The sequence below is a fragment of the Burkholderia sp. Bp8991 genome, from assembly GCF_003853795.1.
GTDB lineage: Bacteria > Pseudomonadota > Gammaproteobacteria > Burkholderiales > Burkholderiaceae > Burkholderia.
Window position 1 is genome coordinate 98,306 of the sequence record NZ_QTQJ01000010.1, and the last position, 21,576, is coordinate 119,881.

Genomic DNA, 21,576 nt, shown 5'->3' on the forward strand with positions numbered 1-21,576 from the left:
AAACCCATCATGAAGAAACGTACCCTGCTCGGCATGCTCACCCCTTCGTCCAACACGTCGCTCGAACCGCTGACGAGCGCGATGGTCGCCGGCCTGCCGGGCGTGTCCGCGCACTTCGCGCGCTTTCCCGTCACCGAAATCTCGCTGACGGGCCAGGCGCTCGGCCAGTTCGACGACGACAAGATCATCCAGGCCGCGATGCTGCTCGCGGACGCGAAGGTCGACGTGATCGCATGGAACGGCACGTCGTCCGGCTGGCTCGGCTTCGAGGCCGACGAGCGGCTGTGCCAGCGCATCACCGAAGCGACCGGGATCCCCGCCACGACCTCGGTGCTCGCGCTCAACGAGATCCTGAAGAAGACGAACGCGCACGAGTTCGGCCTCGTCACGCCGTATCTCGACGACGTGCAGACGAAGATCGTCGACAACTATCGCCGCTCGGGGCTGAACTGCATCGCCGAGCGCCATCTGAACCTGAAGGTCAATTTCTCGTTCTCCGAAGTGACGGGCGACCAGATCGGCGGGATGGTGCGCGAAGTGGCGAAGGCCGGCCCGCGCGCGATCTCGATCTTCTGCACGAACCTGAACGCCGCGCACCTGGTGCCGGCGCTTGAGGAAGAGACGGGCATTCCGATCTACGACACGATCTCGACCGTCGTGTGGAAGTCGCTGCAGCTCGCCGACTACGACACGCGGCAGGTGAAGGGCTGGGGGCGTCTCTTCAGCGACGTGATCTGAGGCGCGCGTCATGTCGAACGATCTCGATTTCGTGATCCGTCACGCGGACGTCGTGACGGCGGCGGACCGGTTCTCGTGCGACATCGGCATCCGCGCGGGGCGCGTGGCCATGCTCGGCCACGGGCTGCCGCGCGCGCCGCGCGAGCTCGATGCGAGCGGCATGCTCGTGATGTCGGGCGGCGTCGATGCGCACTGCCACCTCGACCAGCCGATGCCCGACGGGCTGAAGATGGCCGACGATTTCCTGTCCGGCACGCGCTCCGCGCTGTGCGGCGGCACGACCACCGTCGTGCCGTTCGCCGCGCAGGCGAAGGGGCAGTCGCTGCAGGCGGCCGTCGACGACTATCACCGGCGCGCGGAAGGGCGCGCGCTGATCGACTACGGTTTTCACCTGATCGTCGCCGATCCGACGCCGCACGTGCTGGCCGACGAGCTGCCGCGGCTGATCGCGAACGGCTACACGTCGTTCAAGGTGTACATGACCTACGACGACCTGAAGCTGAACGACCGGCAGATGCTCGACGTGCTGTCGGTCGCGCGCGAGCACGGCGCGCTCGTGATGGTGCATGCGGAGAATTCGGACTGCATCGGCTGGCTGACCGAGCGGCTGCTCGGCGACGGCCACGTCGCGCCGCATTTTCATGCGCACGCGCGGCCGGCCGTGGTCGAGCGCGAGGCGACGCATCGCGCGATCGCGTTCGCGGAACTCGTCGACGTGCCGATCCTGATCGTGCATGTATCGGGCGCCGAGGCGATCGAGCAGATTCGCTGGGGGCAGTCGCGCGGGCTGCCAATTCTCGCCGAAACCTGCCCGCAGTACCTGTATCTGACGGCCGCCGATCTCGGTCATCACGGTCACGACGGCTACGAAGGCGCGAAATGCGTATGCAGCCCGCCGCCGCGCGATCCGGCGAACCAGCAGGCGGTGTGGAAGGCGCTGAAGCAGGGCGTGTTCTCGGTATTCTCGTCCGATCACGCGCCGTTCAACTACGACGATCCGTGCGGCAAGCATCCGGGCGGGCAGGCCGTCTCGTTCGACCATATCCCGAACGGCATTCCGGGGCTGGAGACGCGCCTGCCGCTGCTGTTCGACGGCGTGCGCAACGGGCGCCTGTCGCTGCACCAGTTCGTCGAGCTGACGTCGCTGCGCCCCGCGAAGCTGTACGGGCTGTATCCGCGCAAGGGGACGATCGCGGTCGGCGCCGACGCGGATATCGTCGTGTGGGATCCGGACAAGCGCGTGCGGATCGCGAATGCGTCGCTGCATCATGCGGTCGACTACACGCCTTATGAAGGGATCGAGGTGACGGGGTGGCCGCGTCATTGCCTGTCGCGCGGCGAGCTGCTCGTCGAGGACGGCCGGCTGCTCGCGGCGGAGCCGGGGCGCGGGCAGTTCCTGCCGGCCGGCAAGCCGTGCCTCGACTGATGTCGCGCGATGCGATTGCGATGTGAGCGCCCGCGCGACGCGGCGGCGCCGTTTCAACAGGAGCTACGATGAGCGTTTCCCTCGCAATGCGCGGCCTCGCGGCCGCGGCGATCGTCGCCGGGTCATGCGGCGGCGGCCCGGCGCTGGCTGCCGGCGGCGCGCCGCAGGACCCGCCGAGCGTCGTGCCCGAAGCGGCCGGCGTCGATTCGGCGCCGCTCGTGCGGCTGTCCGAATGGCTGCGCCGCGACCGGATGGACGTGCGCAGCCTGGTCGTCGTGAAGGACGGCAAGATCGTGTTCGAGCGCTACGGCGACGGCCTCACGCGCGACAACAACTACGAGCTGTATTCGGTGACGAAGACGATCACCGCGCTGCTCGCCGGCATTCTCGACGGCGAGGGCAAGCTCGGCCCGTCGACGAAGGTCGCGCCGCTGATCGCGGCCGCGCGGCCCGATCTCGCGGGCGAACTCGCGGACAAGCAGGATATCGAGCTGCGGCACCTGATGTCGATGTCGAGCGGGTTGCGCTACACGACGCGCGAAGGCACCGATCCGCTGTACTACGACGCGCCCGACCGGCTGCAGGTTGCCGTGACGAGCCGTGCCGCGCAGCCGCCCGGCACGCATTTCGACTACATCGACGTGAACCCGGTGCTGGTCGGTACGGCCGTGTCGATCGCCGCGGGCGAGCGCGAGGACGACTTCGCGCGCGAGCGGCTGTTCGAGCCGCTCGGCTTCGCGCACTACCGCTGGAGCGGCGCCGACGGCACCGGCGCGGTGGCGGGTGGCTGGGGCCTGCGGCTGCGCGCCGTCGACATGGCGAAGATCGGCATGCTGCTGCTCGACAACGGCCGCTGGAACGGCAAGCAGGTCGTGCCGGCCGGCTGGGTCCGGCAGATGACGACGCCATCGCCGGCCGCGGCCGACTACGGCTACTACTGCTGGATCGGCCATGTCGTCGAGCGCGGCACGCCGGAATTCGGCGCGATGGGCTTCAAGGGGCAGTTCATCACGGTGCTGCCCGCGCAGCGCGCGGTCGTCGTGATGACGAGCCTGCTGCCGACCGACGGCGGGTTGCGCGACGCGACCTACCTGAACCTCTATCGGCGGATGGTCGGCGACTACATCCTGCCGGCGCTCACGCCCGCGCGGCCGCCGGTCGAAAGCGCGGCAGCCACGCAGGCGCTGCGCGACGAACTCGAGCGCAGCCGGCAGACGAAGGGGGTGCCCGGTACCGCCACCGCGTTCAACGATGCACCGGAGATTTGATGAGGATTGCAAATTTCAGTGACCATTCGTCCGTGTGGCGTTCCGATGCACGGCGGCCCGCTGCGCCGTTCATGCGCCGGCTGCTCGCACGGGTTGCCGCGTTGCTGATCGGCGGCGGGGCGCTGGCCTCGGCATCGGCACCGATGCTGTCCGTGGCGCACGCGGCCGACGCGTTGCCGCTGCATGAAACCGGCATCGCGGCGGCCGCACCCGAAGACGTCGGCGTCGATTCGCGCAGGCTCGTCGCGCTGTCGCGCTGGATCCGCGAGCAGAAGCTCGACGTGTACAGCCTGCTCGTCGTGAAGGACGGCAAGCTGATCTTCGAGCGCTACGGCGCGAACGCGTCGCGCGACTCGACCTACGAGCTGTACTCGGTGACGAAGGCCGTGACGTCGCTCGTCGCGGGCATCCTGGTCGAGCAGGGCGCCGTGCAGCTCGACGAGCCGGTGGCCGCGCGGCTTGCCGCGTGGCGCCCCGAGCTCGGCGGCGCGCTCGCGGACAAGCGCGGCATCGAATTGAAGCACGTGCTGTCGATGTCGAGCGGCCTGCATTACGACTTCAGCCCGAAGGACGATCCGATCTACTACACCGCGCCGGACCGGCTGAAGCTCGCCGCGTCGGCCGCGCCGAAGGTCGCGCCGGGCACCGCGTTCGAGTACACCGACGTGAACCCGATCCTCGCGTCGGCGATGTTGAGCGCGGCGGCCGGCGAGCCCGTCGAGCGCTATGCGCGCGCGCACCTGTTCGGCCCGCTCGACATGAAGCGCGCGGCATGGGAGCGCGCGGATCGCACCGGGCTCGTGTCGGCCGGCTGGGGGCTGCGGCTGCGCGCCGTCGACATGGCGAAGATCGGCATGCTCGTGCTCGACGGCGGGCACTGGCAGGGGCGGCAGGTGGTGCCGCGGGCGTGGATCGCGCAGATGACGGCGCCGCGCGTGTCGCCGCACTTCGGCTACTACTGGTGGATCAACAACATCGTCGACAGCGAGCCGGAATTCGACGCGATGGGCTTCAAGGGGCAATTCATCACGGTGTTGCCGAAGCGCAATACAGTGATCGTGATGACGGGCGTGCTGCCGGTGGGCGGCGGCCTGCGCGACGCGGAGAACGTGAAGCTGTTCCGGCGGATGGTGAACGGCTACATCCTGCCGGCGCTCGATGGCGGTGCGGCGTCGGGGCAGGGCGGCGGCGCCGGCGATACGCTTGCGGCGCTGCGCGACGAACTCGAAGTGAGTGCGCGCACCGCGGGCGTGCCCGGCACGCAGCTCGATCCGACGGATCTGCCGAAGTAGGCGCATCGATACGTGTGCGGCGCTGCGTGTGGAGCGGGAAGTGAGTGCGTGCTCCGTGGGCGTGCCCGGCGCGCAGGTCGATTCGACGAATCTGCCGAAGTAGCGTCTGGCATGTGTCCGGTCGGCCCGATGCAGGCGGGCCGGACACACCGCGTGTCCCACATCACACCAGTTCACCCAGGCACGCGTCGAACTGCGCGACGAGCGTGTCGACATCGTCGGCCGTCGTCTGCGGACACACGAGCATCATGTTGTGGAACGGCGTGATCAGCACCCCGCGGTTCAGCAGATACAGATGCACGATGTGCTCGAGTTCGCTGTCGAGCTGCTCGCCGGCGATCGTGCCGTTGCGTGGCGGCACCGGCGTGAACTGGAATTCGGTGCGTGCGCCGATGCGCGTCACGCACCACGGCAGCCGATGCTTCGCGATCGCCTGTTCGAGCCTGGTCGCAAGCCGCGCGGCCAGTTCGAACATATGCGCATACGCGGCATCGGTCGCGACGTCGGCGAGCGTCGCGCGCATCGCATGCATCGCGAGCATGTTCGCGGTGAGCGTCGTACCGATCCCGGAATGGCCGGGCGGTGCGCTCAGCTTCGCCTGTTTCGCGCGTTCCGCGAATTCGGCGCTGAACCCGTACACCGCGCACGGCACGCCGCCCGCGATCGGCTTGCCGACCACCAGCGCGTCCGGTTCGAGACCGTGCGCGGCCGCGTAGCCACCCGGGCCGCTGCTGATCGTGTGGGTTTCGTCGATCACGAGCAGCGTGCCGTAGCGGCGCGTGAGTTCGCGCGCCGCCTCCCAGAAGCCCGGCTCGGGCAGCACCATGCCGATGTTCGTCATCGCCGGCTCGGCGAGCACGCATGCGACGTCGCCATCCTTCAGCGCCGCCTCGAGCGCGGCCAGATCGTTGAACTCGACCACGCGCGTGTTCGCCAGCAGGTCGTAGGACTGCCCGAGCAGGCTGTCGCGCTGCACCGGGTGGCCGTCGACGAGATCGACGAACACGTCGTCGACCGTGCCGTGATAGCAGCCGTTGAACACGACGATCGTGTTGCGGCCGGTGGCCGCGCGCGCCCAGCGCAGCACGAAGCGATTCGCGTCGCTCGCGCTCAGCGCGAACTGCCAGACCGGCAGCCTGAAGCGGCGCGCGAGTTCGCGCGACACCCAGGCGGCGTCCTCGCTCGGCAGCATCGTCGTGTAGCCGCGCGTCGCCTGTTCGGCGAGCGCGCGTGCGACCGGCTCGGGCGCATGGCCGAACATCGCGCCCGTGTCGCCGAGACAGAAGTCCGCGTAGCGATGGCCGTCGACGTCGGTGAAGGTCGCGCCGCGCGCCTCCTTCACGACCAGCGAGAACGGGGTCGACCAGTCCTGCATCCAGTGCAGCGGCACGCCGAACAGCAAATGCTCGGACGCTTCCGCGGACAACGCGCGGGAGATCGGCATGGCTTCGGTGAATGCACGGCGCTCGCGATCGAACAGCGCGCGGGCGCGGATGAGGTCGACTCCGTGGCGGGAAGGCAAAGGCAACTCCTGGGCTGTGAAGGTGGAGCAACGATAGCGCGGCGGGCGGGGGCTGAACAGACGCAGAATTACCGACACCGATGCGCAAGTGAGTACGGCATGTTCGCGGCGAATTCCTGTTTGATTTCGAGATTGCACAGGTAAATCGAAACCCGGCAGAAACATGAAGGTTTTCATGGATTCTGGTATGAGGTTTCGCGACCTATCGTGGTGGTAAGCCGTGGCGCATGCGGTCTGCCGGATGCCATCGTTGCTGGCTGTGCAGCGTATCCGACGCACGATCGCAATGGCTGGCGGGTGCTTCGATCGCACACGCATACGGCTGAGCGAAGCGAATTCCACCTCGCATTGCAGGCCAATTTCGGGATAACGGAATGCCGATTTTTCATGCGATGGTGATCGGGCGCTCGAAATGGGCCGGCTATTTCGGCAACCGGGTTTCAACCATCCTGAAAGCGGGACCTCACAATGAAGATCCACCATCAACTCGCCGCGCTCGCCGCTTGCTGCGCATTGGCCGGCCTGACGTACGCCGGGCCGACATCGCCGCAGGCGGTCGTCAAGAAGATCACGCTGACCGCGAACATCGGCGACAGTCTGTTCGTTTCGAGGCCGGACAACTCGGCGTTGGGCGATGTGGTCGAACTGAACGCGACGGGCGGCGCGCAGCAGACCGTCGGCGCAGTGTTGCCGATTCGCGTGCGCGCGACGAATCCCGATATCAACGTCGTACTGTTGCGGCCGTCCGGATCGCCGAGCGGCGTTGACGGCCTGGCCGATGTGAAGGTCGGTCTGACGGACAACGCGGGCGACCGGGGCACGGTGCCTGGCGCCGGCCGGCCGGTCAGGCTGGCGAAGCGCGGACACGACGGTTTCGACGGCTACGACGAAACGCATGACGTGAAGATCAGCGCGCACGTGCAGGACGTGCACGCAACCGGGCAGCCGACTGTCGGCCGTAATCCGGCCAGTGTCGTGCTGGTGTTCGAACCGGCCGCGTCGGCTGGTCGCGAGCCGGCGGTGGAGCGGGTTTCCGCAGTCGGCGAGTAAGGCCGTGGCCCCGTCGGACGTATCGGGCGGGGTTTTTCAGTCGAAGTTTTTGCGCATAAACATACGACAACCTATCTCTAGGGGCGCGAAATTGGAAGTGAGTGTGTACTCACATTTACGGCATTAAACCAATATAAACGGAGTAAACAACCAATTCATCCCCAGCCTCGATCGCGTCTAGGCTGCACAATATGGTACGACGACATATGAATGGGGCGCGTTCGACCGCGACGATCAGCCCGCGAACGATGCGGTACACACGCGGCCGCCGGTCGCGCGGAACGTGGCGATCTCGGACGTGACGTTGAGCGGCGTGACTGCGTCGTGTTTCCAGGCGATCGTCGTGCAGGGGCCGGTTGCGTTCGACTACAACGGCACGCCGCCGCTGCCCGCCGTGCAGCCGATTGCCGGCGTGACGATCGGCAACTACGACTTCGGCACGCCGGTGTATCGGGCATGCCGATGGTCACATCGGCGGGGGCGATCCATGCATTCAACGTGAGCGCGATGACGCTGACGAACGTGACGATCGCCGGGCGGGCAGCAACGCGACGAGCACCGGCAAGCGGTGGCGCAACGGGGTGGAGGGGCGTTCGCGTGCGGCCGGCCGATACGCGCGAACGCGACGCGTCATGCCAGCGTCTTGACCATGTGATGTTCATCGTAGAAGCGGCCGTCGACGAACAGCGAACGCGGTTCCGTGCCGAACCGGACGAACCCTTGAGACACATACAAGCGTTCCGCGGTGCCGTTGATCTCGTTCACGCACAGGATCAGTTGCCTGCACTTCCACGCATGCGCCGCATGCGCGGTCGCGCCGTCGAGCAGCGATTGCGCAATGCCGCGGCCACGATACGCGGGGTCGACGAACACGCCCCAGATCGTCGCCTTGTGCGCGACCTTGGCGCGCGCGTCGCGGCGCACGCCCGTGATGCCGACGAGCGATGCATCGTCGAATGCGCCGAACACGGCGCGCTCGTGGGTGGGCGTGATGCGCGTCGCGAATTCGTCGACCGGGACGCCGGCTTCCTCGTCGCGGGTCGGCAGGAACGAAGTCGGCGACGAGTCGACCGCGCGCAGGCGGACGGACTGGAATTGCGCCGCGTCGGCGGCGTCGAGCAGGCGGATCGTGATCATCGGTCGGTGTTGTCGTTGGTGTGCCGGAAGGTCGGAATCTGCGGCGCGGTGCGCGGCAAGGCATCGACCGATGCTAATCGAAAACACACGCATTTGCCGGTGCGATCGGCACGCCGCATCGACAGGCGTGAAGCGCGCTACCGAGGCGCGAGTGATGGTCGGGATGACGCGTGGAGCATCGCTGCGCGTTCGCGAAGTCCGCAGGCAATCGTGCTCGGGGCGCCGAACGCATGCGCGTGGAAACGAGCCGGATGCGAACGCACCTGCCGTTGCGTTGGACGCGAACGCGTGCATGTGGCGCGCGACGTGAGGAACGTGACGACGCAGTGCCGTGCGCGACAGGCATGCCGCGCCGACTCGTGGAAGAGGGATGAAGTGAAGCTCGTGCCGGCCATTGCGCCGAAGCGCCGCCGGACACGCGAAATACGTCCGCGACGTGAGGGGGCCGCGATATATGTGATGCGCCCGATCAGTTCAGGCGCATGCGATCCGCCTCGATACCGCCTCCGCGACGTGAGGTGTCCGCGATACGTGTGATGCGCCCGATCAGCTCAGGCGCATGCGATCCGCCTCAATACCGCGACAGCTGATTGCCGTTGATCTGCACGCGATCGCCCGGGCGCAGGTCGCCCGGCGACTGCACGTCGAACGAGCGCGTCGAGCCGTCGCTCACCCGCACGTCGATCCGGTAGCTGCTCGGCGGTTGGGCCGCGCCCATCTGCTGACCGATCTGGTTGCCGGCGACGGCGCCGCCGAGCGCGCCGATCACGGTGGCCGCATCGCGGCCGTGGCCGCGGCCGAACTGGTTGCCCACCAGGCCGCCGACCAGCGCACCGACGACGGTGCCGGCGACGCCCGACGTGCCGACCGAGCCGTTGACCGGCTGGATGTTCGCGACGGTGCCGTATTGCGTGCCGTAGCCGTTGCCGTACTGGCCGCCGTAAGGCTGCGGGTTGCCGTACTGGTCGTACTGCGGCGCCTGGTTCGGATAGGCCGGCTGCTGCGGCTGCACGTAACCCGGTTGCGAATACGCGGGTTGCGCGTAGCCGGGCGTCGCGTACTGTTGCTGCGGATAGCCCGGTTGCGCGCCGTAGTAGCCCGGCGCGACACAGGCGGTCAGCGGAAGCGCCGCCACGGCGACGAGCGTGGCGAACAGAACGGTCTTCGTGGAAGGCATGCGCATCATGATGTTTCCTGCATCGGCAACGTGTTCGCCGACGAATTCCGGGACGGGTGGCGAACTCGGCGTGAGTATAAGGAAAGGGCGGATGCGCGTCCGGTGCGGCCGGGTAACAACGTGTAAAGTCTGTTGCCGCGCAAATCGCGGTGCGGCGCGGCCGAGATTCGACGATGCGGTTCGCCGTCCGGCAGCCGCGTGAGGGCGCCGATTGTGCGACGATCGGCATCCGCGGGCGCCCGCCCGGTGATCACACCCCATCTTCGCGCCACGCCCGACGGGCAGCTCGCCCGCACATCGCGAAATCGAATGCGCGGCATCGCGACATTTAATTGGCCACTGGCCGCCCCGTCCGATATCGTGACCGCACATCCCTGCCAACGGTCGCGCCGTGCCGGCTGCGGTGCCTTCCCCTGTCCGCGTCGGCGTCGCGCAGCGGCCGCCCCACTCATTCCGACTCATGACCGATCGCTTCTTCACCAACGCCGTCGATGCCGGCGGCCGGCCCGTCAACCTCGTCGTCCATGACGGCCGCTTCGTCGCGATCGGCGCCGCTTGCACTGCCGCACCCGGGGCCGAAACGATCGACCTCGGCGGCCGCGTCGTGCTGCCCGGCTTCGTCGACGGCCACATCCATCTCGACAAGAGTTTCGTCGGCGACCGCTGGGTGCCGCACCAATCGGTCGACTCGCTGCGCGAGCGGCTCGTGGTCGAGAAGCGCCAGCTCGCGGCCGCGCCGCCGATCGTCGAGCGCGCGAATGCGCTGATCGCGCAGGCCGCCGCGTTCGGCACGATCGCGATGCGCAGCCAAGTCGACGTGGACGCGACGACCGGCCTGTCGAACCTGCACGCCGTGATGGCCGCGCGCGAACAGTGGCGCGGAATCGTCGACATCGAACTGGTCGCGTTTCCGCAGGCCGGCGTGGTGACGTGCCCGGGCACCACCGCGCTCCTCGATGCGGCCGTGCGCGAAGGCGCGGACGTGGTCGGCGGGATCGACCCGACGACGCTCGACGGCGACGCGGACGGCCAGCTCGACATCGTGTTCGGCATCGCCGAGAAGCGCGGCGCGAAGATCGACATCCACCTGCACGAACCGGGCGAGACCGGCATCGCGCAACTGCTGCGGATCGCGGCGCGCACGCGCGCGGCCGGCCTCGGCGGCCGCGTGAACGTGAGCCACGCGTATGCGCTCGGCCAGGTCGAACATGGCGACGTCGAGCGTGCGGCCGCGGCACTCGCCGACGCCGGCGTGTCGATCCTGACCAACGCGCCGGGCGACTGCGCATTCCCGCCGGTTCAGCAGCTGCGCGACGCGGGCGTCCACGTGTTCGCCGGCAACGACAACATTCGCGACGCGTGGTGGCCGTACGGCAACGGCGACATGCTGCAGCGCGCGATGATGGTCGGCTACCGCTCGGGCTTCCATACCGACGAAGCGCTCGGCATCGCGCTCGACATGGCGACGCACGCCGGCGCGCGCGCGCTCGGCCTAGCGCACTACGGCATCGCGGTCGGCTGCGACGCGAGCTTCGTCGCGGTGCGCGCGCCGAATGCGGCGGCCGCCGTCGCCGGCGTGCCGGCCGAACGCTGGGTGTTCCGGCGCGGCGAAAGCGACACCGGCGCGCCGTTCGCGCCGGCGCTGCGTTTCACGCGCTGACGACCCGACCGCCGTCGCGGTGCGTGCATCGCGACGGCTTCAAACTGACTGAACGACTGACCGACCACACCGGAACCGACATGACGAACCTGCTGATCCGCAACGTCCGCACGCACGCCGACGAAGCGCTCGACATCCTGATCGACGGCGAGCGCATCGCGCGCGTCGGCCCGTCGCTCGACGCGCCCGCCGGCTGCGCGATCGAGGACGGCGCGGGCGCGCTCGCGCTGCCCGGCCTCGTCGAAGGCCACACGCATCTCGACAAGACCCACTGGGGGATGCCGTGGTATCGCAACGCGGTGGGGCCGCGTCTCGTCGACCGCATCGAGAACGAGCGCAATTACCGCGCGACGAGCGGCCATGACGCGGGCGCCGCGTCGCTCGCGCTGTCGCGCGCGTTCCTCGCGGCCGGCACGACGCGCATCCGCACGCACGTCGACGTCGACACCGAAGCCGGGTTGCGCCATCTGCACGGCGTGCTCGCGACGCGCGAGACGCTGCGCGGCCAGGTGGAGATCCAGATCGTCGCGTTTCCGCAGTCGGGCGTGCTCAAGCGGCCCGGCACGGCCGCGCTGCTGTCCGACGCGCTCGGCGCGGGCGCCGACCTGCTCGGCGGTCTCGACCCGTGCGCGATCGAAGGCGATCCGGTCGAAGCGGTGGACGTGCTGTTCGGAATCGCCGAGCGTCATGGCCGCGGCCTCGACCTGCATCTGCACGAACGCGGATCGATGGGCGCGTATTCGCTCGATCTGATCCTGCAGCGCACGGCCGCGCTCGGCATGCAAGGCAAGGTCACGATCAGCCACGGCTTCTGCCTCGGCGACATCGCCGAGCGCGAGCGCGACGCGCTGCTCGCGCGGATGGCCGAGCTCGGCGTCGCGATCGTCACGACCGCGCCGGCCGCGGTGCCGGTGCCGTCGGTCGTTGCGTGCCGCGCGGCCGGCGTGACCGTGATCGGCGGCAACGACGGCGTGCGCGACACGTGGACGCCGTACGGCTCGCCCGACATGCTCGAACGCGCGATGCTGATCGGCATGCGCAACGATTTCCGCCGCGACGACGCGCTCGAAGTCGCGCTCGACTGCGTGACGCACGGCGCGGCACGCGGTTGCGGCTTCGCCGACTATGGCCTGGAAGCAGGCAAGCGCGCGGACGTCGTGCTGGTCGATGCGCTGACGTTCGCCGAGGCCGTCGTCGCGCGGCCGACGCGGCGGCTCGTCGTGTCGTCGGGGCGGATCGTCGCGCGCGACGGCGCGCTGGTCTGAACCGGGCGCCGCATCGTGCCGGTTATGATCGGGCTTCCTTCAGCCTGATCTTCCGGGAGACGACGATGCGACGCACACGCACGATGGCCGCACGGGCCGCAGGATGGATCGCCGCGGCGACGTTCGCGACGGCGGCCGCGCAGGCGATGGCGGCGGGCGCGGACGGCGCGCAGCAGGAGGCGAATCGCCGCACGGTGCTCGCGTTCTACGAGAAAGGCCTGAACGAGAAGGATGCGGATGCCGCCCTCGCGTACGTCGGCGACCGGTACGTGCAGCACAACCCGAACGCGGCCGACGGCCGCGACGGTTTCCGCAAGTTCGTCGCGTTCCTGCGCGACAAGTATCCGCAGTCGCACAGCGAGATCAAGCGCTCGTTCGTCGACGGCGACTACGTGATCCTGCACGTGCACGCGGTGCGCGAGCCCGGCACGCGCGGCAGCGCGATCGTGGACATCTTCCGGCTCGAACACGGCAAGATCGTCGAACACTGGGACGTGAACCAGCCGGTGCCGGAGCAGGCGGCGAACGGGAACACGATGTTCTGACGGTCGGTTTTCTCGACATGCGCCGCCGCCCGGTCGATGCCGGCCCGCATCGCTGCGCTCATTCCTGCTCGTGCTCCAGCATCGCCGCGAGCGCCTTCGTCAGCTCGCTGACCATCGGATCGGCGGTCGGCCGATGCAGGATCGCGATGTCCATGTGCTCGATCGGCGCGAAGCCGCCGTGCGCGTCGGTCAGCACGACGTGGTCGTCGGTCACCACGCGCGCTGGCAGCACGCTGATGCCGAGCCCGTCCGCGACGGCTGCCTGGATCCCGCTCAGGCTCGACGTCGTGAAGCTGATCCGCCAGCGGCGGCCGCGTTCCTCGATCGCCTTGATCATGTCGTCGCGATAAAGCCCGCGCGGCGGGAACACGACGATCGGCACCGGATCGAGGTCGATCGTCGGATGCTGCGCGCTGTCGATCCAGCGCAGTTTCTCCGGCCAGCGCACCACCGCCTCGCGGCTGTCGCGCCGCTGCTTGATCAGCACGAGATCGAGCTCGCCGCGATCGTAGGCCGCGCAGATGTCGCGGCTCAGCCCGCACGTCACCTCGAGCTTCACCTGCGGATGATCGCGCTTGAACGCGGCGAGCGCGTGGGTCGTGCGGCCCGCCGCGAAATCGTCGGGCACGCCGAGCCGGATCGTCAGTGCGACGGTCGCGCCCGACAGCGCTTCCAGCATCTCGTCGTTCAGCGCGATCATGCGCCGCGCGTAGCTGAGCACCGTCACGCCGGCGTCGGTCGGCCGCACGTCGCGCGTGCCGCGGTCGAGCAGGCGATGCCCGGCGATCTCCTCCAGCCGCCGCACCTTCTGGCTGACCGTCGACTGCGTCGAATGCAGGCGCGCGGACGCGGTCGTGAAGCTGCCGCAGTCGGCGACCATCACGAGCGCGCGCAACAGGTCGAGGTCGAACAAAGGTCTATTCATTTCTGCACTTTTGCGGATTCGAGCATTTCATTTTCAAATGCGTGCGACGACTTTTAACATGGCCCGAGACGGCGGGCAATCGCGGTTTCGCCGGATCCGGCGCGGCTGTGCGGGCGGACTTGCAAGGAGGCACCGGGGGTTTTTCAAACGGATGGCGATCGTCGGCGCGTTTGTGTTGATGAAGCTCACGAGTGCCGCCGCCGACGGTGGCGCGCTCGAAGGGGCGGCCGAGCGTGGCCACGGCGACACGGTGCGCACGTTGATCGACACGGGCGTGAAGGTCGATCACGTGAACCGGCTCGGCGCGGCCGCGCTGCTGGAAGCGATTGCGCTCGGCGACGGCGGCGAGCGCCATGTGCGGATCGTGCAGTTGCTGGTGGATGCGAAGGCGGACGTGAACCTGGCCGATTCGAACGGCGAGACACCGCTGTGGCATGCGCGCAGCCGAGGTATACGAAGATCGAGCGGATTTCGGGGGCAGCGAAAGGGCAGTGGCGTCAGCGGGGATGCGATTTGCGCGCGGTGCCGGTGTCGGGAAGCTGGCGGAGGAACTCGCCGGCCAGATTCACGCAGTAGTCGAACGACGGTGTGTAACCGAGTGTCGAGATATCGTTGAAGCGAGACTGAACGAACGTGCGACGTTCGTCGAGCAGATGCAGGAAGGTATCTCGATGGCGAACGAGAAATGCGCTTGCCTCCATCAGGCTCTTCGGCTCCCGCTCGATGACCAGGCAGAGATCGAACAGGTCTCGCGCGGTGGGACGATCTCCGCGATGCCACATTTTCTTGGCCACGATTTCCGCTGAAGTCTCGACCTTGACGATGTGGTCCATCAGCATCCATTCGTCGTAACCGGGAGACATCAGGTTTCGGGAGACCACGAAGTCGATTTCACCGTCGGGCAACACCAGTTTCACGAAACCGGCGTGTTCCTCGTACTCGGTCGTGATGTCGGATGCGGCGTCGCTGATGCGTGGGTTCACGTACCCGAGGTACTGCGGGTCGGGTACGAAGATATCGATGTCCTTGCTGACACGATGTCCGTGACGCAGCATGAGGACGGTGCCGCCGCCAAATGTCCAGAACGGATGTGCCGTGCCGTACTGGCGTATCTCGTCGATTAGCGTCAGCGTTTTGCGGAAAAGCCCCTGCCACGGGCCGTCGGGCAATTCGGCCGGTGCAGTCATGCCCATACCTCCCGGTACAGATGAAGATCCTTCGACCATGCGGCCAGGTTTTTCCAGATGGCGCGAAGCGGCGTGCCGGAGCGTGCGGCCGCTTCTTCGGCGGCCTTCACCACCACCGGCAACGGTACCTCGTCGAGGATGACGGAGATCTGCGATTCGTACCCTGCCGGAATTTGTCCCGTGGTCAGCGCGTCCGCCAGCAGTCGCTCGGTCAATTCACCCTTATAGCTGACGTTCGAGCTCACGACGGCCTTGTAGAGGCCGCTTTGGGCCGATCGCGGCTGCGCCAGGAGTTCGATGCCGAGCACGCTGAGCAACGGGATGAGCTTGTTGATTCCAAGATCCTTGACCTTGCCGGTTTCGAGCTGGTTCACCGTGAGACGAGACAATCCGGCGAGTTTTGCAAGCTGGGCCTGTGTGAGATCGAGTTCCGCCCGCCGTTTGGCAACGGCCTGACCGATTTCATAGAGTTGCATGTTCACCTCCCGACGCAGGTTCACCGCACGAAAATGTAAGTTATATCTTACATCTCGATGGTATGCATTGTCACGCATGGACGCGGGTGCGGTATAGGATGGATGGTCTATTCAAGCGAAGAAAATGTTGCGAGAGACGGCGATCGGTCGCGCTGTATAGACATACTCGCTCGACGGAAATCCGTGAAAACTCGTTCTGTGGCAGTCAAGCATCACCCCGGGTAAACGCTCAAAATATGGAGAAAATCGTGTAAATGTCCATTTTTTGCTCATCTATCCTGCTCCTTGCCCCGATTTAATTTCCCCGACTCCCTCAATCCGCCCCACATCCATTCCTTCCGCTTGCGCTCGAAAATCAAGCGGTCTAGACTGCATCGCAGCTTCATCGAAGTCCCCGTCTTTCGCGTACCGCGCCGGGCCAGCCGGCACGACGCTCCCCAACGGACGCCCGGCGCCTTCCCCCGCCACGTCGAGACCAAAAGGACACACCATGAACCGCACTGCAAGGCTTCTCGCTTCCGCGCTGGCGTTCGCGCCGCTCGTCTCGTTCGCGCAGGACACGGCGACGATCCGCTGGGGCATCGATCCCACCTATCCGCCGTTCGAGGCGAAGCAGCCCGACGGCTCGCTCGCCGGCTTCGACATCGACCTGCGCAATGCGATCTGCGAGCAGCTGCGCGCGAAATGCGTGTGGGTCGAGCAGGGTTTCGACGGGATGATTCCGGCGCTGCGCGCGCGCAAGTTCGACGTGATCATGTCCGCGATGACGGCCACCGACGAGCGGCTCAAGCAGATCGACTTTTCGAACAAGCTGTATGCGTCGCCGGGCGCGCTCGTCGCACCGGCCGGCTCGAAGCTGCTGCCGACCGCGGCGTCGCTCGCGGGCAAGCGCGTCGGGATCGACCAGGGCACGACGCAGGAGGCCTACGCGAAGGCCGAATGGGCGACCAAGGGCGTGACGATCGTGTCGTACCAGAACCAGGACCAGGTGTATCAGGATCTGGTGAACGGCCGCCTCGACGCGACCTTCCAGGACAAGACGCAAGCCGGCTATTCGTTCCTGAAGACGCCGCGCGGCAAGGGTTATGCATTCGCGGGGCCCGACGTGACCGACGTGCGCATCACCGGCTACGGCGTCGCGATGGGCGTGCGCAAAGGCGACGCCGAGATGAAGAAGCGGCTGAATGACGCGATCGTCGCGATCCGCGCGAACGGCACGTACCAGAAGATCGCCGCGAAATATTTCGACTTCGACATCTACGGCGCCAAGCAGCAGCTGACTTCCGCGCCGTGAACCCGTGACCCTGCAATTCCATGACCCCGTGGCTCAATCAATCGACAGGCAACCCATGACGAGTATCCAGGAACGCGTCGCGAAAGCCGTGACGCCCGAACTGATCGCCGCCTTCCGCGACGAAGGCGCGGTATGCATCAAGGGCATCTTCTCGCCCGACGAAGTGGCCGCGCTGCGTGCCGGCATCGACGCGAACCTCGCGCAGCCGAGCGCGCGCGCGAAGGTCGCGAGCCGGCCCGACGATCCGGGCTGGTTCTTCGAGGACTTCTGCAACTGGCAGCACAACGACGCGTATCGCGACTTCATCGTGCGGTCGCCCGCGCCGTCGGTGGCCGCGGCGCTGATGGGCACGCAGACGGTGCGGCTGCATCACGACCACCTGCTCGTGAAGGAGCCCGGCACGCGGCAGCGCACGCCGTGGCACCAGGACCAGCCGTACTACAACATCGAAGGCGACGACAACGTCAGCATGTGGATTCCGGTCGATCCGGTGCCGCTCGAATCGACGCTCGAATTCGTCGCGGGTTCGCACCAGGGGCCGTGGCTGATGCCGCGCACGTTCATGGACAAGGAGGCGAAGTGGTTCCCGGAAGGCAGCCTCGCCGACCTGCCCGACATCGAAGCCGACCGCGCGGCGTTCCCGATCCGTCACTGGGCGCTCGAGCCGGGCGACATGGTGTGCTTCCGGATGCTGACGCTGCATGCGTCGGGCGGGACGCAGAACCGCCGGCGCGCGTTCTCGATCCGCTTCGTCGGCGACGATATCCGTCATGCGCCGCGCCGCTGGAAGACGTCGCCCGATTTCCCGGGACTGGCCGACGAACTGCCCGACGGCGCGCCGCTCGAGCATGCGCTATTTCCGGTCGTGTGGTCGCGCGGCGCGGGGCAGGTCGGGGCGATCTGAGCGGCGCGGATCGACTTCGTCGCGCGACATCGAGCGACGGCAAGCGACGGCAAGCGACCTTCAGCGACGCCATGCGCGCGGTGGCCGTTGCTTCGCGAAGCGGCGCGCAGCGCGTGGTCTCTTACCCGCGCTGAAGAAGGTTCAGGTCTGGTGACGTCCGGCGCCCGGCTTGAAGCGCGAGCCGAGCCGGTAGCGGTTGCCCGGATGCAGGAAGTGCACGAACGTGACGGGCAGCCCGTTCGTCCAGGTGCGGCGCGTGAGCGTGAGGCACGGCTCGTCGGCGCGCATGTCGAGCAGCCGCGCCTGTTCACCGGACGGCAGCGACGCGTCGACGACGTGCTCGATCTCCAGTTCGTAGTGCGACACGTTGTTGAACAGGTATTCGGACGGTGGCTCGGCCTGGAAATCCTGATCGATGAATTCGGGCGCGGCGGCCGGGTTCACGTAACGATCCTCGAGCTGGATCGGGCGGCCGTTTTCCTCGTGCACGCACACCACGTGAAAGACCGGCGTGTTGACCGCCAGCCCGAACGCGGCCGCGACGTCGAACGACGCGGGCTCGCGCGACTGGCTGAGCACGCGGCAGCGATACTCGTGGCCGCGCGCGCGGATCTCGTCGCGGATGTGCGCGATCATCAGCAGGTTCGACTGCGGCTTCACCTCGGCGACGAAGGTGCCGACGCCCGCGATGCGCTTCAGCACGCCTTCCTCGGTCAGCTCGCGCAGCGCGCGGTTGACCGTCATGCGCGCGACGCCGAATTGCGCGGCGAGATCGAGTTCGGACGGAATGCGGTCCCCCGGGCGCCAGTCGCCCGCATCGACGTTCTGGCGAACGAGTGTCTTGATCTGCTGGAACGGTGCGGTGGTCTTCGTGACCATCGGGGATCCTTGGGGAAGGGCAATCGCGAAATTCTATCCCGGATCAGGGCGCGGGCAGTTCGCGAACGTCGGCCGTCGGCACGGATCCGAACGCATCGCTCAGCGCATAGCCGATCAGCTGCCGCGCGGCAGCCTCGGGTGTCGATAGCGCGCCGCTCGACTTCAGTTCGTCGAATTTCTCGCGCATCGGGAAGTTCGCTTCGCTGGTCGAGCGGATCGTCGCCTGCATGCCCGTATCGACGACGCCCGGCGCGACGCTGCAGATTCGCAGCGCGCGGTTCGCATCGAGCGCGACGGCGCGCGCGTGATGATCGAGCGCGGCCTTGGTCGCGCAGTAGACGCTCCAGCCCGCGTACGCGTTGCGCGCGGCGCCGCTCGACACGTGCAGGATCCGGCATTCGGTCGGCGCCGCTGCCGCCTGCACGAGCGCGGCCGACAGCATCAGCGGCGCCGCGACGTTCAGGCCGACCGCGCGCGCGACGAGCGCCGGATCCTGTGCGTCGAGCGGCCCGATCGGATCGACGATGCCCGCGTTGTTGAAGAGCAGCACGATCGACGCGCCGTCGACGAAGCGGCGCAGCGTGTCGCCGGCGAGCCAGGTTGCGACGGCCGACGTGTCCGACAGGTCGAGTTCGATTTCGGCGAAACGGTCGCCGGCCTGCGCGGCGAGCGACGGATGACGGCTGCGCGATACGCCGAGCACGGCGATGCCTTCCTGCAGCAATTGTTCGGCAAGCGACGCGCCGAGGCCGCGCGTGTGTCCGGTGACGATGGCGCGCACGTGCGGCGCGAGAGAGGAGGCGATCATGGCGGTGAACGAGTGAACGGTTGAAGCGTGTTGACAGGCGCGGCGCGCAGGCGGGGCGGCACGGCGTGCGGGACGGGCGATGCGCGGTATTGAACTGGCGGACGAATCCGGCCGAGCGCCGCGCGTCCGGGTGTACGCATATCGTAGCGCCGGCCTGCGCGACGCGCAAACGCGGGACGACGCCGCGCGTGAGCGCGGAGCACGCGTCCGTGCGGCCGAACGCAGGCGTCGTCGTGCGCCGCCGCACGGCCGAACCGTTGGACGAAAACCGGCCGCGGCAAGTGCGCGCGCCGCGGCGGCGAGTGGCGCCGGGCCTCACGTCGCGAGCTATCATATGGCTCGCCCGTTCGCGACGCCGGACGGGCCGCGACCGTTTCCCTTCACCTGCTGCACGCTGCGACGCCATCCATGAACACCACGCCGGACATGCCCACGCCACGCGCCCTGCGCGAACTCACGCCCCTCGAGGCCCGCATTCTCGGGGTGCTCGTCGAGAAGCAGCACACGGTGCCGGACACCTATCCGTTGTCGCTGAATGCGCTGACCGCGGGCTGCAACCAGAAAACCGCGCGCTCGCCGGTGATGAACGTCAGCGAGGACGAAGTCACGACCGCGCTCGACGGGCTCAAGCACCTGAGCCTCGTGATGGAGGGCAGCAGCAGCCGCGTGCCGCGTTTCGAGCACAACGTGAACCGCGTGCTCGGGATTCCGAGCCAGGCGATCGCGCTGCTGACGATCCTGCTGCTGCGCGGCCCGCAGACGGCCGCCGAACTGCGCCTGAACAGCGCACGCCTGCACGGCTTCGCGGACATCTCGTCGGTCGAGGCGTTCCTCGACGAACTCGCGGCGCGTGCGCAGCCGCTCGTCGTCCGGCTGCCGCGCGCGCCCGGTGCGCGCGAGAACCGCTGGATGCACCTGATGTGCGGCGAGGTGAACGTCGCCGACTACGCCGGTGCGGACGCGGGCGGCGGCGCGGATTCCGTTCCGCCGTCGGAGTTCGAGGCGCTCAAGGCCGAGCAGAAGCGGCTTGCGGATGAAGTGGCGCGGCTGAACGCACTCGTGCAGCGGATGGCGACCGAACTCGGGATCGACGTCGATACCCCGGGCGACGCCGGCTGATTGCCCGCCCGAGCCAACTCGACACCGGCGCGCATTTGAGTCGTGGATGGAGAAGCGATTCAGCCGATGCTGATTCGCGTGGCACCTGCGTCGACGAGCCGGAACAGCAGATCCTCGACGGCCGCGCCCGGCGCCGAGCCCAGGTCCGCATTGACGCGCCATCCTTGCTCCGTGCCCGCCGGTTCCGACAGATAGTGAACGATGCCGTGCAGGCCGTCCTCGGCCGGCTCGCCTGCGTCGTCGGCGTCGAACCACGCGAAGAACCATGTCCTGAACGCGTCGGTGGCCGCGGCCTCGCCGATGCCGTCGGCTTCGATCGTCGCCCAGTCCCACACGAACGGCCGGATCGACACGGCCGCCGTTTCGAGTTCGAACGCGAACGGTTCGAAGTCCAGTTGCGTGGTCGAGTCGACCATTGCCGGCTGGCCGGCCGATTCGCCTTCGGTGTGAACGATGTCGGCGCGGCACGGCAGTGCGAGCGGGCCTTCGGTGGCCAGCGTGCCGTCGGCTTTCCGGTAGGCCGGTTCGACGACGGCCGCCGGTTGCGCTGCCGCTTGTGCGAGCAGGTCGGCGTAGGGCTGGCGGATGGCGCTGAGCAGTTCGGATACGGTCATCGTGGCGTGTCGGGTCATGTTGCGTACGATCAATCACAGACAGGTGGTGCGTCGTGCCGCCTGCGCAGAAGGCGAGGCGTCATCGGCAGCGGACAGCGATGATCGTACGGTACGTCGGCCACACGCGACCACTCGGCCGAACGGCCGGCGCCCCGGGTCGCGTTGCGGCTGGCGACCGGCGGCGCCTGCATGACGCCCGTTCCATGAAGCCCTGTCGACAGGCCCGGAAACGTCGGCAGGCGCGCGCCCGAATCGCGCGGCATCGGCGCAACGCGCCGAATGCCCGGGCG

22 protein-coding genes and 1 pseudogene are annotated in these 21,576 nt (G+C 67.8%); 13 read left to right on the top strand and 10 right to left on the bottom strand.

What is annotated here, in order from left to right; genetic code table 11:
• Window positions 1-9 precede the first annotated feature (9 nt).
• From DIE02_RS13950 to DIE02_RS13965, 4 genes are all read left to right on the top strand, one after another.
• Window positions 10-738 (top strand): aspartate/glutamate racemase family protein, encoded by a 729-nt coding sequence (locus DIE02_RS13950; RefSeq protein WP_124486018.1) that lies wholly within the window; start codon window positions 10-12, stop codon window positions 736-738.
• Window positions 739-748: 10 nt separating this feature from the next.
• Entirely contained in the window at window positions 749-2,164 is a 1,416-nt protein-coding gene (gene hydA / locus DIE02_RS13955; protein ID WP_124529122.1) for a dihydropyrimidinase, read from the top strand.
• A 68-nt stretch (window positions 2,165-2,232) separates the two neighbouring features.
• Window positions 2,233-3,432 (top strand): serine hydrolase, encoded by a 1,200-nt coding sequence (locus DIE02_RS13960; protein ID WP_124529124.1) that lies wholly within the window; start codon window positions 2,233-2,235, stop codon window positions 3,430-3,432.
• Window positions 3,432-4,724 (top strand): serine hydrolase, encoded by a 1,293-nt coding sequence (locus DIE02_RS13965; RefSeq protein WP_185702622.1) that lies wholly within the window; start codon window positions 3,432-3,434, stop codon window positions 4,722-4,724. The genes DIE02_RS13960 and DIE02_RS13965 overlap by 1 nt, the downstream gene beginning before the upstream one ends.
• Window positions 4,725-4,887: 163 nt before the next feature.
• Here DIE02_RS13965 and DIE02_RS13970 read toward each other — a convergent pair whose 3' ends face one another.
• On the bottom strand, window positions 4,888-6,246 hold the full coding sequence (locus DIE02_RS13970) for an aspartate aminotransferase family protein (RefSeq protein ID WP_124529126.1): 1,359 nt from the start codon (window positions 6,244-6,246) through the stop codon (window positions 4,888-4,890).
• A gap of 513 nt (window positions 6,247-6,759) precedes the next feature.
• Between DIE02_RS13970 and DIE02_RS13975 the strand changes: the two genes are divergently transcribed.
• Window positions 6,760-7,296, top strand: coding sequence for a fimbrial protein (locus tag DIE02_RS13975; protein WP_260441499.1), 537 nt, complete (start codon window positions 6,760-6,762; stop codon window positions 7,294-7,296).
• A 181-nt stretch (window positions 7,297-7,477) separates the two neighbouring features.
• Window positions 7,478-7,836 (top strand): annotated as a pseudogene (locus DIE02_RS35965) (endopolygalacturonase); the annotation flags it as partial.
• Between the two features lie 90 nt (window positions 7,837-7,926).
• Here DIE02_RS35965 and DIE02_RS13985 read toward each other — a convergent pair.
• Both DIE02_RS13985 and DIE02_RS13990 read right to left on the bottom strand, forming a co-directional pair.
• Window positions 7,927-8,433, bottom strand: coding sequence for a GNAT family N-acetyltransferase (locus DIE02_RS13985; protein WP_124486024.1), 507 nt, complete (start codon window positions 8,431-8,433; stop codon window positions 7,927-7,929).
• Window positions 8,434-9,004: 571 nt separating this feature from the next.
• Window positions 9,005-9,619 carry a glycine zipper 2TM domain-containing protein gene (locus DIE02_RS13990; protein ID WP_124520120.1) on the bottom strand — a complete coding sequence of 205 codons (615 nt, stop codon included), beginning with the start codon at window positions 9,617-9,619 and terminating at the stop codon, window positions 9,005-9,007.
• Between the two features lie 451 nt (window positions 9,620-10,070).
• On the opposite strand from DIE02_RS13990, the gene DIE02_RS14000 reads away from it, so the two are divergent.
• From DIE02_RS14000 to DIE02_RS14010, 3 genes are all read left to right on the top strand, one after another.
• Window positions 10,071-11,270: an amidohydrolase family protein gene (locus DIE02_RS14000; protein WP_124529132.1), complete on the top strand. Its 1,200-nt coding sequence runs from the start codon at window positions 10,071-10,073 to the stop codon at window positions 11,268-11,270.
• An 80-nt stretch (window positions 11,271-11,350) separates the two neighbouring features.
• On the top strand, window positions 11,351-12,535 hold the full coding sequence (locus DIE02_RS14005) for an amidohydrolase family protein (RefSeq protein WP_124529134.1): 1,185 nt from the start codon (window positions 11,351-11,353) through the stop codon (window positions 12,533-12,535).
• Between the two features lie 65 nt (window positions 12,536-12,600).
• Window positions 12,601-13,080 carry a nuclear transport factor 2 family protein gene (locus tag DIE02_RS14010; protein ID WP_124486028.1) on the top strand — a complete coding sequence of 160 codons (480 nt, stop codon included), beginning with the start codon at window positions 12,601-12,603 and terminating at the stop codon, window positions 13,078-13,080.
• Between the two features lie 58 nt (window positions 13,081-13,138).
• On the opposite strand, the gene DIE02_RS14015 is transcribed toward DIE02_RS14010, so the two are convergent.
• Together DIE02_RS14015 and DIE02_RS36435 are read right to left on the bottom strand one after the other, a co-directional pair.
• On the bottom strand, window positions 13,139-14,005 hold the full coding sequence (locus DIE02_RS14015) for a LysR family transcriptional regulator (protein WP_124486029.1): 867 nt from the start codon (window positions 14,003-14,005) through the stop codon (window positions 13,139-13,141).
• Window positions 13,998-14,360, bottom strand: coding sequence for a hypothetical protein (locus DIE02_RS36435; protein WP_185702623.1), 363 nt, complete (start codon window positions 14,358-14,360; stop codon window positions 13,998-14,000). Before DIE02_RS36435 ends, DIE02_RS14015 begins: the two co-directional genes overlap by 8 nt.
• Here DIE02_RS36435 and DIE02_RS36440 point away from each other — a divergent pair.
• Entirely contained in the window at window positions 14,280-14,621 is a 342-nt protein-coding gene (locus DIE02_RS36440) for a hypothetical protein (protein WP_409364365.1), read from the top strand. The two genes, DIE02_RS36435 and DIE02_RS36440, sit on opposite strands and share 81 nt — an antisense overlap.
• Here the strand turns inward: DIE02_RS36440 and DIE02_RS14025 are convergent.
• Both DIE02_RS14025 and DIE02_RS14030 read right to left on the bottom strand, forming a co-directional pair.
• Complete coding sequence (locus DIE02_RS14025; protein WP_124486030.1) at window positions 14,503-15,192, bottom strand: nucleotidyl transferase AbiEii/AbiGii toxin family protein; 690 nt, start codon at window positions 15,190-15,192, stop codon at window positions 14,503-14,505. The genes DIE02_RS36440 and DIE02_RS14025 overlap by 119 nt on opposite strands.
• A complete protein-coding gene (locus tag DIE02_RS14030; protein ID WP_124486031.1) occupies window positions 15,189-15,668 on the bottom strand; it encodes a helix-turn-helix domain-containing protein in 480 nt (159 codons plus the stop codon). The genes DIE02_RS14025 and DIE02_RS14030 overlap by 4 nt, the downstream gene beginning before the upstream one ends.
• Window positions 15,669-16,158: 490 nt before the next feature.
• On the opposite strand from DIE02_RS14030, the gene DIE02_RS14035 reads away from it, so the two are divergent.
• Together DIE02_RS14035 and DIE02_RS14040 are read left to right on the top strand one after the other, a co-directional pair.
• A complete protein-coding gene (locus DIE02_RS14035; protein WP_124486032.1) occupies window positions 16,159-16,962 on the top strand; it encodes an ABC transporter substrate-binding protein in 804 nt (267 codons plus the stop codon).
• 55 nt (window positions 16,963-17,017) lie between these two features.
• Window positions 17,018-17,866, top strand: coding sequence for a phytanoyl-CoA dioxygenase family protein (locus tag DIE02_RS14040; RefSeq protein ID WP_044844966.1), 849 nt, complete (start codon window positions 17,018-17,020; stop codon window positions 17,864-17,866).
• A gap of 141 nt (window positions 17,867-18,007) precedes the next feature.
• On the opposite strand, the gene hutC is transcribed toward DIE02_RS14040, so the two are convergent.
• Window positions 18,008-18,745, bottom strand: a complete 738-nt coding sequence (gene hutC / locus DIE02_RS14045; RefSeq protein WP_044844967.1) for a histidine utilization repressor — start codon at window positions 18,743-18,745, stop codon at window positions 18,008-18,010.
• A 43-nt stretch (window positions 18,746-18,788) separates the two neighbouring features.
• Window positions 18,789-19,553 carry an SDR family oxidoreductase gene (locus DIE02_RS14050; RefSeq protein ID WP_124529136.1) on the bottom strand — a complete coding sequence of 255 codons (765 nt, stop codon included), beginning with the start codon at window positions 19,551-19,553 and terminating at the stop codon, window positions 18,789-18,791.
• Between the two features lie 408 nt (window positions 19,554-19,961).
• Here DIE02_RS14050 and DIE02_RS14055 point away from each other — a divergent pair, with 408 nt between their 5' ends.
• A complete protein-coding gene (locus DIE02_RS14055) occupies window positions 19,962-20,672 on the top strand; it encodes a YceH family protein (RefSeq protein WP_044844969.1) in 711 nt (236 codons plus the stop codon).
• Window positions 20,673-20,731: 59 nt separating this feature from the next.
• Here DIE02_RS14055 and DIE02_RS14060 read toward each other — a convergent pair whose 3' ends face one another.
• A complete protein-coding gene (locus tag DIE02_RS14060) occupies window positions 20,732-21,286 on the bottom strand; it encodes a hypothetical protein (RefSeq protein ID WP_124486034.1) in 555 nt (184 codons plus the stop codon).
• Window positions 21,287-21,576: the final 290 nt, after the last annotated feature.